Origin of the sequence: Pseudoalteromonas sp. NSLLW24 (assembly GCF_015864725.1) — a bacterium.
In the GTDB taxonomy this organism is placed as follows: Bacteria; Pseudomonadota; Gammaproteobacteria; order Enterobacterales; family Alteromonadaceae; genus Pseudoalteromonas; species Pseudoalteromonas arctica.
In genome coordinates this window covers 187,140-201,272 of sequence record NZ_JADYWQ010000001.1, presented here as the reverse complement: position 1 = coordinate 201,272, position 14,133 = coordinate 187,140, and the positions used below count along the sequence as shown (strand labels likewise).

16 protein-coding genes are annotated in these 14,133 nt (G+C 39.5%); 9 read left to right on the top strand and 7 right to left on the bottom strand.

The window, feature by feature from the left end; genetic code table 11:
- Positions 1-5: 5 nt before the first annotated feature.
- Together I6E72_RS00850 and I6E72_RS00845 are read left to right on the top strand one after the other, a co-directional pair.
- Positions 6-212, top strand: coding sequence for a hypothetical protein (locus I6E72_RS00850; RefSeq protein ID WP_010554223.1), 207 nt, complete (start codon positions 6-8; stop codon positions 210-212).
- 424 nt (positions 213-636) lie between these two features.
- A complete protein-coding gene (locus tag I6E72_RS00845; RefSeq protein ID WP_010554222.1) occupies positions 637-1,068 on the top strand; it encodes a hypothetical protein in 432 nt (143 codons plus the stop codon).
- Positions 1,069-1,080: 12 nt separating this feature from the next.
- Here the strand turns inward: I6E72_RS00845 and icd are convergent, their stop codons facing one another.
- Positions 1,081-2,349: an NADP-dependent isocitrate dehydrogenase gene (gene icd, locus I6E72_RS00840; protein WP_197110803.1), complete on the bottom strand. Its 1,269-nt coding sequence runs from the start codon at positions 2,347-2,349 to the stop codon at positions 1,081-1,083.
- Positions 2,350-2,536: 187 nt separating this feature from the next.
- Here icd and I6E72_RS00835 point away from each other — a divergent pair, with 187 nt between their 5' ends.
- Complete coding sequence (locus I6E72_RS00835) at positions 2,537-3,340, top strand: M61 family metallopeptidase (protein ID WP_197110802.1); 804 nt, start codon at positions 2,537-2,539, stop codon at positions 3,338-3,340.
- Here the strand turns inward: I6E72_RS00835 and I6E72_RS00830 are convergent.
- Positions 3,337-3,888: a hypothetical protein gene (locus I6E72_RS00830; protein ID WP_197110801.1), complete on the bottom strand. Its 552-nt coding sequence runs from the start codon at positions 3,886-3,888 to the stop codon at positions 3,337-3,339. The genes I6E72_RS00835 and I6E72_RS00830 overlap by 4 nt on opposite strands.
- Positions 3,889-4,258: 370 nt before the next feature.
- Between I6E72_RS00830 and I6E72_RS00825 the strand changes: the two genes are divergently transcribed.
- Both I6E72_RS00825 and I6E72_RS00820 read left to right on the top strand, forming a co-directional pair.
- Positions 4,259-4,426 (top strand): hypothetical protein, encoded by a 168-nt coding sequence (locus I6E72_RS00825; RefSeq protein WP_002961566.1) that lies wholly within the window; start codon positions 4,259-4,261, stop codon positions 4,424-4,426.
- Between the two features lie 139 nt (positions 4,427-4,565).
- The gene (locus I6E72_RS00820; RefSeq protein ID WP_197110800.1) at positions 4,566-5,408 is read left to right on the top strand and encodes a transporter substrate-binding domain-containing protein; all 843 of its coding nucleotides are present in this window, start codon (positions 4,566-4,568) and stop codon (positions 5,406-5,408) included.
- A gap of 84 nt (positions 5,409-5,492) precedes the next feature.
- Here I6E72_RS00820 and I6E72_RS00815 read toward each other — a convergent pair whose 3' ends face one another.
- The 5 genes from I6E72_RS00815 to rnm form a co-directional block, all read right to left on the bottom strand.
- Positions 5,493-6,074 carry a YceI family protein gene (locus I6E72_RS00815; RefSeq protein WP_007582505.1) on the bottom strand — a complete coding sequence of 194 codons (582 nt, stop codon included), beginning with the start codon at positions 6,072-6,074 and terminating at the stop codon, positions 5,493-5,495.
- A 1-nt stretch (position 6,075) separates the two neighbouring features.
- Positions 6,076-6,627 (bottom strand): cytochrome b, encoded by a 552-nt coding sequence (locus tag I6E72_RS00810; protein WP_165721489.1) that lies wholly within the window; start codon positions 6,625-6,627, stop codon positions 6,076-6,078.
- Positions 6,628-6,772: 145 nt separating this feature from the next.
- The gene (locus tag I6E72_RS00805; protein ID WP_010554218.1) at positions 6,773-7,609 is read right to left on the bottom strand and encodes a segregation and condensation protein A; all 837 of its coding nucleotides are present in this window, start codon (positions 7,607-7,609) and stop codon (positions 6,773-6,775) included.
- 6 nt (positions 7,610-7,615) lie between these two features.
- Positions 7,616-8,236 carry an L-threonylcarbamoyladenylate synthase gene (locus tag I6E72_RS00800; RefSeq protein WP_024590418.1) on the bottom strand — a complete coding sequence of 207 codons (621 nt, stop codon included), beginning with the start codon at positions 8,234-8,236 and terminating at the stop codon, positions 7,616-7,618.
- Positions 8,233-9,087: an RNase RNM gene (rnm, locus tag I6E72_RS00795; protein ID WP_197110799.1), complete on the bottom strand. Its 855-nt coding sequence runs from the start codon at positions 9,085-9,087 to the stop codon at positions 8,233-8,235. The genes I6E72_RS00800 and rnm overlap by 4 nt, the downstream gene beginning before the upstream one ends.
- A 464-nt stretch (positions 9,088-9,551) precedes the next feature.
- Between rnm and I6E72_RS00790 the strand changes: the two genes are divergently transcribed.
- The 4 genes from I6E72_RS00790 to trpCF are packed head-to-tail and all read left to right on the top strand — an operon-like array spanning position 9,552 to position 14,130.
- Positions 9,552-11,120, top strand: a complete 1,569-nt coding sequence (locus I6E72_RS00790) for an anthranilate synthase component 1 (protein ID WP_007582499.1) — start codon at positions 9,552-9,554, stop codon at positions 11,118-11,120.
- Position 11,121: 1 nt separating this feature from the next.
- Positions 11,122-11,724, top strand: coding sequence for an aminodeoxychorismate/anthranilate synthase component II (locus tag I6E72_RS00785; protein ID WP_149592564.1), 603 nt, complete (start codon positions 11,122-11,124; stop codon positions 11,722-11,724).
- Positions 11,725-11,735: 11 nt separating this feature from the next.
- Entirely contained in the window at positions 11,736-12,773 is a 1,038-nt protein-coding gene (gene trpD / locus I6E72_RS00780) for an anthranilate phosphoribosyltransferase (protein ID WP_197110798.1), read from the top strand.
- Positions 12,766-14,130, top strand: coding sequence for a bifunctional indole-3-glycerol-phosphate synthase TrpC/phosphoribosylanthranilate isomerase TrpF (gene trpCF / locus I6E72_RS00775; protein ID WP_197110797.1), 1,365 nt, complete (start codon positions 12,766-12,768; stop codon positions 14,128-14,130). The genes trpD and trpCF overlap by 8 nt, the downstream gene beginning before the upstream one ends.
- The last annotated feature ends 3 nt before the right edge of the window (positions 14,131-14,133 follow it).

The following is a 14,133-nucleotide window of genomic DNA, read 5'->3' as shown; positions in this document are numbered from 1 at the left end:
TATAAATGGATAGTGCATCAATAATTGCGTGGAGTGTTTTGTTCGGCGGCATAGGTATTGGCTACCTTACTTACGGGCGAAGAAAAAAAGCCGTAGTGCCACTTTGTATTGGTTTGTCATTATTGGTTTTTCCGTACTTTATGACCAGTGTTAGCATGCTGTTGATTGTAGGCGGTATTTTAGTGGCTATTCCCTACTTTATTAAAATTTAACATTACTATTGTTATTGCTATTGTGACGGCTAAATAAAATACACGCGAAAAATAAAAAAGCGCCACGGTATTCAACTTTGGGAAAATACCGTGGCGCTTTTGGAAATCGTCGATATAGGAATCTACCTACAGCGTATTATTAGCAAGCTTAGTACCAACTTCATAAAATAATTAAAATTCAATAAAAACAATTAACTAAGATTCCTTCTTTATTCCTCAACTCCTCCCCTTGTTCCATTTTTGTGCACACGTTCACCGCATTGCACCAAATCAATTAGTATTATTTAGATATGTTTTCTATTTTTTATTTAGTTTTAAAACTTACTATTGATAAAATCAATATCAGTTATTGAAAACAACAATTTTATTAATATTACACTTAGCGCTAGAGTGAAGTTAAGCCAACAAACTAAGAGTAATTATTATGACAACAGCTTCTTTCACACGCCAAGACGGATTATTCATCGATGCTAACTTGCATCAGTTCATTGAAGAGCAGTTATGCACTAAAGCTAACACCACTGAAACTTACCAAGCGTTAGCTACTTTAGTTGATGAGTTTGGTTGTAAATGCCGTAAAACAAAGCATCAACCAGATGATGTATTAGAAGTTGATACATTATTAAATGCATACCAACTTAAAAATCATCCACTTTGCCATGTTGATGCACAAACTACGGAAGCCGTTTTAGACGAATATTGCTGCCAGGTTCCTGCAATTATTGTTGTTGCGTTAATGGATACGCTTAGTGGTACACAGTGCGATGAACCCCAAGCACATGAGATTTACCATCGTGCAGCGCAGTTAACCAACCGCCCTTGTATGCACAGAGTAAAAACTGCCTCAGCAGCTTAATAATGAATGTATTTAAAAGTGCTCGATAACCTTCTTTGCAAAGCCAGTACAAGTTAAGGTTGTCGAGTTATGAATACTTGAGTTATCGCTCTGCTCTTGCGCTAAATCAAAGGTTACTTCACCGCTTTTAAATGTTTGCTCTAACGCATTTTCTATGAGTAATGCGGCCTCGTCCCACCCCATAAATTTAAGCATTAATACCGCACTTAAAATACTACTACTGGGGTTTGCTTTATTTTGCCCTGCTATACGTTCAAACGTGCCATGTGTAGGCTCAAAAAATGCGACATCGTTATTTAAATTTGCAGCGGGCATTATACCAACACCACCAACTTGTGCGCTCAGCATATCCGCTAAAAAGTCACCATTTTGGTTAGTAGTCACCACTACATCAAATTGCTCTGGATGCATTAAACATTGTTGCAGCATGTTGTCAGCTATGACTTCTTTAATAATTAAGGGCGCTTGGTGTGCTCGCTCTATTTGCAACCAACGCCCATTTTCATGTGCAGTGGCATTAAACTCGTTTTGTGCAAGTGCAAACCCCCAACGCTTAAATGCACCATCGGTAAATTTAAGTACATTACCTTTGTGTACTAGCGTTAATGATTCACTATCGTTTTTAAGTGCATAGTTAATTGCAAAGCGCATTAGTCGCTCAGAGCCTTCTTTAGATATATTTTTAATACCAATTCCGCACTCTTGTGAAAACCTTAGGCGGGTTACGCCCATTTCCTCACATAAAAAATCGAGCATTTTTTCGCTTTCTACACTGCCTGCTTGCCACTCAATACCTGAGTACACGTCTTCGCTGCTATCACGAAGCACTGTTATGTTTGTTAAAAAAGGGTTTTTTAAAGGAGAAGGGAGTGCACTAAAGCCTTTTATAGTGCGCATATTTACAAACAAATCCATTTCTTGCCTGAGTGCGACATTAAGAGATCGAAAACCACCACCTAGTGGTGTGGTTAACGGCCCTTTTATGGCAATTTTACAGGCACGTACCGCGTTAATTGTTTCTTGTGGAAACCAATCACCGTCATACAGCTTTGCGGCCTGCTCGCCATTATAAACCTGCATCCAATGAATTTTCCGTGCGCTTTTATAGCAATGCTCAATTGCACTATCAACAACGTGGCGCATTACCGGCATAACATCTAGCCCCACGCCATCGCCATCAATAAAAGCAATGATAGGTTCTAACGGTATTTGCCAGTGTCCTTGTGCATCAATAGTGATATTTTGGCCGTGCTCAGGAACTTGAATATGCTGATACGTCATGGCTAAACCTAACTTAAAATAACGATTAATTGATTAAACCATGCTTAGCTAGGAGTGTCTGTATTTGTACTTTTATAGTTACTATCATTTTAAAAAATAAAGAATTAGGCGTGATTATTTATCCATTTAGTTGGTCTTGTATATTAGAATTTTCGTACCAATTATTAAATTACAGTGGAGCATTTTAATGAAATTCTTTTTTGTACTGCTACTATTAATCAGCTCTTTTAACGCATTAGCCGTTGAAGTAGTCATACATAACCTTAGCTCGCTCTCAAGTAATGCTCAAAATACGGTGTCTATATGGGTTAATCAAAGTGTTGAAAAAACACAAAATACACTGGGACCTTTAAAACAAACCACATTGCCTATTTATTTAAAACCGCAATACTTTGCTTTTGAGCCTGTACCGTGGGCTACAGTTAAGCGCAATAACCCCGATGGGCTTGAACTACATATAGATCGCTATGCCAGTTTAAATGCATTCACTAAAGATTGGACGCTATACCATGAACTTTCGCATTTATATTTGCCGCTACTTCCCTACTCCGGTTTTTGGCTTAGCGAGGGTTTTGCCAGTTATATGCAAAACGTAATAATGCGTGACAGCGGTATAATTACCCAGCCGCAATTTGTACAACGTTTAAATGCAGGGTTTGATCGTGCCCGCATGCAAACTAAAACTAAAACACAGCCACTTAATAAGCTCTCTGCCGATATGTGGAAACAACGAGCCCAGCAACGTGTTTATTGGACGGGTGCGGCTTTTTTTGCACAGGCCGATTTGGAGCTACAAAAACAAGGTTTATCTGTCGCGGGTATAATAAAACAGTATCAAGTATGCTGTAGACCCGCTCGATCTAGTGCGAAAACCTTTATAAAAGAGTTAGATAAGCTATCCGGTAGTAGCGTTTTTACAGCGCTGTATGCAAAATATAATACCCGCACCGATTTTCCTGATATTAGTAAAGAGCAGCTAAACACGCTTTAACGGCTGCTCTGTTTTATATAGTTACTATATTCAACAAGCCCTTGCGCGTTAAAATTGGTTGAGTACTCGTTCATAAAACCATGCAAAAAATTGGTTTTATAGCACTTAACATCCGCTTTGGTGCTTAAAGCTTTAATAACTTCATCAACATTAAAGTGACTCTCACTTTCTGGAAATATGAACTCACAGGGTACTTTTGCGCTTAAATTTAAATTATGTCTAATTTGCGACGGATAAAAGCCAATTAACTTTTTAAGGTGTGTATTGCCTGTTAATAACTGTGCCCGCCATTCTGCACTTGCCCCTGCACTAAAAGCAATACACGTCGTTGGCAATTTTAAACTCTCAAAGCATTTTTGAAGTTTGTCGGTGTATTTATCATGGCCACAGTGCTGTATGGAATTATTGTAACTATCTTGTTCACTTTCAATAGCTTGAAACTTGTTATTGTAAGGGTCAATAATCACTAGATTTGAACTAATTGCCTGTGATAACTTCCTTAAAGCAGGGGTTAAACCATAAATATCACTCACTATTAGGTAATTCATACTTATCCTTTGGTAACTAAAAATGGGCTTTGTAAGCAGTTGATAAGATTTATTATAAATATTTTTACAAAAATAGCTTGCACACAATTTATATATAAGTTACCTTCCCTCTCTGGTTTAAAGAAACCGCCGCGGTTAACCATTTACCCTGATCCAGTAAGCCCCGCAAAACGTATATTTGAAAGCTAAGTTATTGTACGGCGAGAACCCCTTGAATAATACCGAGATGATTTTTTACTATCATCGCAAAAGTGTCATAAAGATCGTCAACACTGTAATGAAGCTAAACACAACATCGTTAATTTATTAACTGCAATTTGCTATAAAAATATAGCGCAGAATAAATAACAAGAATAAAGTGAGTTTTATTATGTCTTATAAATATAATGGGTCTATGATCCAAATCGCACATCCAGTGCAATCAATTTCAGTAAACAAACATCGTGTAATCTTTAGTGATACACAAGGTTTAAAAAATGCATTGTTTCAAAAAGCGAGTGATGCACGCCAGTTTGTTAAGTGGCTAAAAGCTAACTAAGCAACACATAACTTTAATTGCCCTTTTATTATTGCAATTATTGATAAGATATTATGCCAGCCTCGTTGCTGGCATTTTACTTTTTAGCTCTTTATTGGTTACAATAGTTTTACAATAATAATTACTGGCAGCTGTTGTAATGCTCCGTATATTTTTAACTTTCTTACTTTTTTTCTGTCTGAGCTCAATAGGCAATGCTAGAACCATAAACTGGCTAGCGCACGACTTTGCACCCTATTATATTTTAAATGGTCAATATCAACACCAAGGCCGTGACGAAAGCATAATTTCATTACTTGAAAAACAACTTCCTAATATTACCTTTAACCGCATGCTTATCCCTTCAGGTAAAGTAATCCAAGAGCTATCTAATACTTCAAATAATGTTTGTGCGTTATCGCTTTATAAAAATGATTACAGAAAAGAGCATATTTATTTTACAGAGGAGAGCTCAACAACGGGCCTCTCGCCTTCAATAGCAATGCACAAAAGACTCGCCAAAGCGCTAAATATAGCGGAATCAAAAGAAGTATCACTATTAGATTTAATACAAGATAAAAAACTAACTCTTGGGATCTCTATGAGCCGCTCTTATGGCCAAGAGATAGATACATTGATAAACAGTACGCCTAATATAGATTTAGTAATTAGACCCACTCGCGATAGCCTAGCGAGCCTCACATATATGCTTAACCTAAAACGAATTGATATTTTGCTGGGTTACCCAAGCGAGCATTACTATTTAGCTAAATCAATGCACTTTGAAGAGAACTTAACGCAGCGTCCATTAACCGAATCACCTGCGTTAAGTTATGGTTTTATTGGCTGTACTAAAAACAAGCAAGGCGCAGAAGACATTGCTATTCTTAATGAGCAGCTTAAAGTTATTAAAAAAACGCAGGCTTATAATGATTTACTCATGCGCTGGTTGCCCGAGCATTTAAGGCCGCTATTACAGTCACGTATTAATAGCGCAAAATAAGCAAATTCGAAGTCGCTTAATTTGAGTTTCTGTTAAGCAAAAAAAACGCCACAGTAAGTGGCGTTTTTATATTTAATAATGGTATTACTGACGAACGCCTTCTATTGATAAAATAATATCAACATGAGTAGATGCAGGTCCTAAGTTGTAATCAATACCGTAATCGGTAAGTTTAAGGCTGGTTTCGCCCTCAAAACCTACGCGGTAGCCGCCCCACGGATCTTTACCTTCGCCCACTTTATCTATTTCAAAGGTAATAGTGTTTGTTACGCCGTGCAGCGTAAACTCACCGGTTACATCAGCCTCTTCGCCGTCTTCATCAAATTTAATACTCGTGCTTTTAAATGTCGCTTTTGGGTATTTATCTACATTTAAAAAATCTTTACCATGTAAATGCTTATCGCGCTCTGCATGGTTAGAGTCAAGACTTGTGGTATCAATGTTTACCATAATTTTTGACGCATCAGGGTTTTTAGCATCGTAACTAAATGTGCCGTCAAAAGTATTAAAACGACCATATAACCAGCTGTAACCTAAGTGTTTAATTTTAAAGTTAACAGATGCATGCCCGCCTTTTGTATCAATTACATAATCAGCTGCATTGGCGGCTGTTGCCGATAACATCATTGCAGCCGAAACGGCTGTGCTTACTAATAATTTTTTCATTTTAATCATCCTTTAATGGTTTGATCATTCTAATTAAGGTTTTATCTTTATCGATAAAGTGATGTTTTAACGCCCCTAGTGCATGCAATACTGCAAACCCGATTAATGTGCACGCGCCGTAATAATGTACTTTTCCTGCAATATCGGCTTGGTCATCAAAGGCAAAATCAAGCGCTGATACATTAAATAAAGTAAATACTTCTATTGGACGCCCGTCTGCGGTTGATATTAAATACCCTGCAACAACAATAACAGCCAAAATAATATACATAGCAATATGCGCCGTATGCGCTAATTGGTTCATGCCTTTACTCTCACCTAATGGCTTAGGTTGTGTAGATAAAGCACGCCATAAAACTCTAAATAAAAATACGGCCACAAGCGTAATACCAATACTCTTATGTAAATCGAGTGAACCTTTATACCAGCTATCGTAATAAGTAAGCTCAACCATATATAAACCTAAACCAAACAGGCCAAAAATAGTCAGCGCCATGAGCCAATGTAAAATAATGGCGACAAGTCCGTAAGATGAAGGTGTATTTTTAAACATGTGTAACGTCCTATAATGCTATGACGTTACAATATAGTGCACAGCCGTAAATGAAAATAACATTTACAAACACTTTATGTGCGTATACGCACAGAACTTTATTATTTAAAGTCAGTTTTGCAAATAGATGATTAAACAGATAAGTTTATAGGGTGGATTGTTCGCTTAAGCTGACATAAATTAAGCTCTCAGGGCTCACTTGCAAACAGGTAACAAGCCCTTCTTTAATAAGCTCAAGCATAGCTATAAAACTAACCACTACACCACTTCGCCCTTCATTTGGGGTAAAAAGCGCATTAAATACCACTGCCGAGTTTGCTTGCGATAGTTGCTGTAATATTTGGCTCATTCTCTCTCGGGTTGAGAGTACTTCAGCAGTAATTTGATGATGCTCAAAGGTTTTTGCACGCGCCATTACATCACTCAGCGCCAGCATTAAGTCTTTAAGTTCAATATCGGGGAGATTTTGACTTGTATCTTCACTTATTGGCATAGCGGCATGCGCTATAAAAATATCACGACCAACTCGGGGAATATCGTCGAGGTTTTCGGCGGCTTGTTTAAACAGCTCATACTCTTGCAGGCGTTTAATAAGCTCTGCACGAGGATCTTCTTCCTCTTCAAGCTCTTCATGTACAGGGAGTAATAAGCGAGACTTAATTTGCGCAAGTAACGCAGCCATTACTAAATATTCGCCAGCAAGTTCGAGTTGAAACTCGGTCATCATTTCTACATAACTTACGTACTGCTCTGTAATACTAAAAATAGAAAGCTCGAGTACATCAAGCTTATGCTTTTTAATTAAATAGAGCAGTAAATCGAGCGGGCCTTCAAAGGTTTCTAATATTATTTCGAGCGCGTCAGGTGGAATGTATAAATCTTCTGGTTTGTCTACAACCGCTTTACCATGCAAAAAAGCCAGTGGCAGCTTTTGCTGCACTGGCTTTTCACTATTTTTTGTATTCGCAGTGCTTTCGCTCACTCGCTATTACTCAAACGGGCTTGTATCACCACAGCCAACACGCAAAATCTTGACTTCATCTTCCGACAAATCGATTACCGTGGTTGCTTGCTCGGCTAAGTGGCCACCGTGAATAATTAAATCAACGTGTTTATCTAATCGCTCTAATATTTCATCAGGATCTGATTCTGTAAACTGCTCACCTGGTAAAATTAAAGAACACGACATTAACGGCTCACCAAGTTCGGCAAGTAACGCACAGGCTATTGGGTGCTCAATTACACGCATGCCAATGGTTTTTTTCTTGTCGTTTAATAAACGTTTAGGGACTTCTTTTGTGCCTTTAAAAATAAAGGTATATGGCCCTGGCGTATTATTTTTTATTAACCTAAATAGCTGATTATCTACACGTGCGTAAGTAGATAGCTCCGATAAATCACGACAAACTAGCGTAAAATTATCGTTTTTTTCAATACCACGAATACGCTCTATGCGCTCTTTGGCTTGCTTATTACCAATGTTACAACCGATGGCGTAACCCGAATCTGTTGGGTAAACAACAACGCCGCCTTGTTTAATAATATCAACGGCTTGACTAATTAGTCTCGGTTGCGGGTTATCAGGATGAATATGAAATAATTGACTCATGTTAATGCCCCTTCTTCTCCTTCCCAAGCTTGCCAAACACCTTGGCAGTCTTTTGGTAGGTATAAATTTTTGCCAAGCTCTAAATAGCTTGTCGGAAAATGAAAATCAGACCCTTGCGAGCAAAGTAGTTCGTACTCACGGCTGAGTTCACCTAAAAATTGACGTTCGCTTGGCGCCTGTTGAGGTTGTGCAACTTCCATTGCGTCCCCTCCTACACTTTTAAATTCTACTAATAATTTGCGTAGCCACTTGTTTGACATTTGATAGCTACTTGGATGCGCTAGTACAGCAACACCACCAGCGGCATGTATGGCCTCAATAGCGGTTTGCATGGTGCACCAGCAACTTGGTACGTAGCCTGTTTTGCCACGCCCTAAGTACTTTTTAAAAACACCCGGGAAATTTTTAGCAACACCGCGCTCAATAAGGGCGCGTGCAAAATGTGCACGCGTTATTTGCGCGTCTTTTGCCTGCTCTTTAGCTTGCTCGTAAATGCCATCAAAGCCATTTTTTGCAAGGCGAACACCAATCTCTAGTGCACGCTCTTCTCGCTTTTGCTGCTGAGCTGATAATAAAGAGGTAAGGTCAATATTATTAATATCAATATTTAAACCTACAATATGAATTTCGAAGCTTTCCCATTTAGTAGACACTTCGGTACCCGTTATCAATGAAAGCGGTAAGTTTTCGGTTTTAATAAATTGCTGCGCAGGCTTAATAGCCGCCACAGTGTCATGATCGGTAATAGCAAACACATCAATATTTTTATCAACAGCGCGATGCAATAATTCTTCAACCGTTAAACGCCCGTCTGAATGTGTGGTATGGCTATGTAAATCATATTTTATCAAAAGAAAACTGCTTAAAATTAAGGGTTACTGGTGTTTATGTAAGTATAACAACTTTTTTGACTAAATTGTTTTAAATAAACACTTGACACAAAAGCATAAGATACGTTTTACTGTAGCCACTTTCAGACACATTAAGAATTAACAATAATGATCAATTCAAACTTAAACACTATTTGGTGGTGGCACTCGTAATTATCGGGTGATGAATTGTCGTGTCTAACAAAAATTCAAAACCCGCAACTATGCGGGTTTTTTTATAACTAAATTTTACGAAACGTATACGTTAAAAATATTTAACAAATTTTGAGGCAGAAAAACATGAATAACGGTCTTACTCTTACACATCGTTGGTGGTGGCGCCTGATATAGCGGGACGGTAATGATCTGTTTGTAATTTAGATATCGTTATTCAAACCCCGCACTGCTAAAGCATTGCGGGGTTTAATTTTTTGAGGGAATGAGGTTTGATTTTTAGTCATATAACTACCACACCAGGCGAAGTAACAAGCATTACGCAAGTACGCGACTATATTAGTAGTCCTCTTGCATTATACGCGGCACTTGATAAGCCTAACTCACTACTGCTTGAATCGGCTGAGATTGATTCTAAAGACAGTGTAAAAAGTTTAATTTTAGTCGACTGTGCACTGCGCATTGTATGCCAAGGTAAAACAGTTACTATTACTGCTCAATCTAATAATGGGCAACAGCTTCTAAGCTACTTGCAGGCAAATGTTAAAAGCTGTGACGCTACTTTAGACGGCGCAACACTTACCCTGTGTTATTTAGACACTAGCGGCGATACTGACGAAGCGAGTAAACTAATTGCAGATAACGCATTTAGCGCTCTGCGTACTTGTATTAACAGTATAAAAAGCACAACTAACAATCCATTTTCGTTATTTTTAGGCGGTGTATTTGCCTACGATATGGTAGCAAACTTTGAGCAGTTAAGTGATGTACCTGATGGCGAAAACACCTGCCCAGATTACGTATTTTATTTAGCCGAAACCTTAGTTGTTATTGATCATCAAAAACAAACAACCGAACTCATTGGTAATGTATTTAACGGCCCAGACGTACACGCTAACTGCTTTGAAGTAGGTAAAGAATTAGAGCGATTAAATACACTGTGCGATAACGCCTCAGAATTTAGTGCGGATATGCAAAGTGGCGAATGTGAGGTAAGCGTTGATATTGACGATGACACATACTGCGAGCAAGTAGTTAAGCTTAAAAAGAATATTGTAGACGGTGATATTTTTCAGGTAGTGCCATCGCGTACATTTTCACTACCTTGTCCTGACGCTTTGCATGCTTATAGCCAGCTTAAAAAGCAAAATCCAAGTCCGTATATGTTTTATATGCGCGATGAAGACTTTGCTTTATTTGGCGCATCGCCTGAGTCAGCACTTAAATACACAGTGCAATCTCAGCAAGTTGAAGTATACCCAATTGCTGGCACTCGCCCACGTGGCAAATTTGCTAATGGGCAAATAAATCCAGACCTAGACAGCCGCATTGAGCTTGAACTTAGAAACGATCAAAAAGAGCGCGCCGAGCATTTAATGCTTGTCGATTTAGCCCGTAACGACGTAGCCCGCATTAGTGTTGCAGGTACTCGTTTTGCCAAAGAGCTATTAAAAGTAGACCGCTATTCACAAGTAATGCATTTAGTGTCACGCGTTGTTGGCACACTAAAACCCGAGCTTGATGCACTGCACGCTTACCAAGCGTGTATGAACATGGGCACGCTTGTTGGTGCACCAAAGGTTCGTGCTGCTGAGCTTGTTCGTCAAACTGAAGGTAAGCGCCGTGGCAGTTATGGCGGCGCAGTAGGTTACTTAACCGGTGATGGCGCAATGGATAGCTGTATTGTTATTCGCTCAGCTTTTGTTAAAAATAACAAAGCGTATGTGCAAGCAGGTGCCGGTGTGGTGTTTGACTCAGATCCTATTTCAGAAGCAAACGAAACTCGCGCTAAAGCACAAGCGGTTATCACCGCCATAAAATCTACGTATAAGGCGGTATAAAATGAGTAAAGCGAATCCTATTAAAATCTATTTTTTAGATAACTTTGACTCATTTACATATAACCTTGTTGATGAGCTTACGATGCTTGGCTGCGAACTGGTTGTTTACAGAAACAACATTAGCGCTGAGGTTATTTTTAACAAAATGCGCCAAGAGCAAGGCCAAGTGCTATTAGTACTTTCGCCTGGCCCTGGAACACCAAGCGATGCGGGCTGTTTAATGGAGCTTATTGAGCTCTCTAAAGGCCACTTCCCAATGCTAGGCATTTGTTTAGGTCAACAAGCATTAACACAAAGCTATGGCGGAGTAATCGGTCACGCGGGTGAAACCGTACATGGTAAGTCTTCAATTATTAATTTAGGCGAGCACCCTGTATTTGATGGTATGGGCAATACAATGCCAGTTGCGCGTTATCATTCATTAATGGCAACAAAAGTGCCTGATAATATTAAGGTAATTGCCCAGTACGAAGATATCCCTATGGCTATTTATCATCATGATGACAACGCATTGGGTTACCAGTTTCATCCAGAATCAATACTAACGCCAAACGGCGCAATGCTACTTCAGCAAAGTGTCGCTTACTTAACACGCGCTAAATAAAAGAGGACATTATGAGTACACAACCAGAACAACCCATAAATGTTCAACACGCTATTGAGCAACTAATTACGGGGCAATCATTAAGCTACGCAGACGCCAAAGCGCTTTTTGATGAAATAATGCAAGGTAACATGAGTGAAATTGAGCTAACCGCCCTACTTATAAGCCTTAAAATTAAAGGCGAAGTAAGCGACGAAATTGCAGGCGCTGCAGCCTCAATGCGCGAAAACGCCGTTGCTTTTACTACCAGCAGTACGCAACTTGCCGATAGCTGTGGCACTGGTGGCGATGGCTCAAACACAATTAATATAAGTACAACGGCTGCAATTGTTGCCGCTGCTGCTGGTATTAACATGGTAAAACATGGTAATCGCAGTGTATCGAGTAATTCAGGCTCAGCCGATTTACTCAAAGCCCTGGGCATTAATATAGATATGAGCCCAGAGCAAGCAGCAAAATGTCTTGAGCAAACCAATTTTACCTTTTTGTTTGCACCGCACTATCACAGTGGCGTACGCCATGCGATGGGCGTACGAACATCGCTTAAAACACGCACTATTTTTAATATTTTAGGTCCGCTTGCTAACCCTGCAGCACCTGAAGTGCAATTACTCGGCGTGTATAACGAAGCGTTGTGTATGCCAATGGCACAAACACTTAAAACCCTTGGCACAAAGCGCGCTATGATTGTTCACGGCTCGGGCACTGACGAAATAGCTCTGCACGGCCCAACAACGGTAGTTGAGCTAAATAATGGCGAGCTTACACAGTACACACTAAACCCAAGCGACTTTGACCTTGCAAACTATTCACTTGAACAACTCGCTGGTGAAGGCCCACAATACAACGCAAATGCTAGCCTCGCCATCTTACAAGGCAAAGGCACAGTTGCACATAATGCTGCTATTGTGGTTAACGTAGCTGCTCTTTTATACCTAACAGGTAAAGCAGAAACGTTAAAAGAAGGGGCAAAACAAGTACAAACATTATTAAGTTCAGGGCAAGCCATGAACACACTAAGTGCAATTATTGAGGTAAGTAATGGCTAATGTATTAGACAAAATTGTTGCTGATAAAAAATTAGAACTAATTGAAAGAAAAGCTGCACGCCCGCTTGAAAGCTTTAAGCATCTTGCAGTGCCTACAAGCCGTAGTTTTTATAAAGCACTTGCAGCACCTGGCACTCAGTTTATTTTAGAGTGTAAAAAAGCATCGCCTTCAAAAGGGTTAATTAGAAACCCATTTGATTTAACTGAAATTACCTCAGTTTATAAAAAATACGCTACCTGCATGAGTGTGTTAACTGATGCTAAATATTTTCAAGGCAGCTTTGACTACCTCGAATTTGTGCGCAGCCAAGTAGAACAACCGCTTATCTGTAAAGACTTTTTTATAGATGAGTACCAAGTGTACATGGCACGTATTTATGGTGGTGACGCTATATTGCTGATGCTTTCGGTACTCGATGACGAGAGCTATAAAGCACTGCATGCTGTTGCCGATTCACTTAATATGTCGGTGTTAACCGAAGTAAGTAATGAAGAAGAAGTACACCGCGCACTTGCGCTTGATGCACAAATTATTGGTATTAATAACCGCGATTTACGCGATTTAAGCACCGACTTAGCCACTACTGAAAAACTACGAAAGCTTATTCCGGCTGATAAAGTGGTTATTTCGGAATCGGGTATTTACACCCATCAAGACGTAAAACGTTTAGCTCCTCTATGCGATGGCTTTTTAATTGGCAGCTCACTTATGGGCGAGCGTGATTTAGAGCAAGCATGTCGCCGTGTTATTTTAGGCGACAATAAAGTATGTGGTTTAACACGTAGCCAAGATGCACAAGCGGCATATCAAAACGGTGCTGTTTATGGTGGTTTAATTTTTCATCCTAAATCGCCTCGCTATGTCGATTTAGATTGTGCAAGAGAGCTGAGCCAAAGCGCACCACTTAACTTTGTTGGTGTATTTGTAGATGCTCCCATTGAGCAAGTTGCTCAATACGCAAGTGTGCTAAAATTAGCGGCAGTTCAATTACATGGCCAAGAAAGTGACGATTACATTGCTGCGCTGCGTACACAACTTCCAACTAATTGCGAAATTTGGAAAGCCCAAGCAATAAAAGATGCATTGCCAACGCCTGTAAATGGGGTTGATCGACACCTTTACGATACGCACAGTGATACACAAGCTGGCGGTACTGGTAAAGCATTTGATTGGTCGGTGCTTAGCGGCGCAACTACACCATTTATGCTCGCTGGAGGCTTAAATCCAGACAATATTAAAGATGCGCTTTTTAAAGGTGCCTTAGGCCTTGACTTAAACTCAGGCGTTGAAGAATCTGCGGGTAAAAAGTGCCCTAACAAATTACATAATGCTTTCACAAGCATCAGAAATTATTGAGGT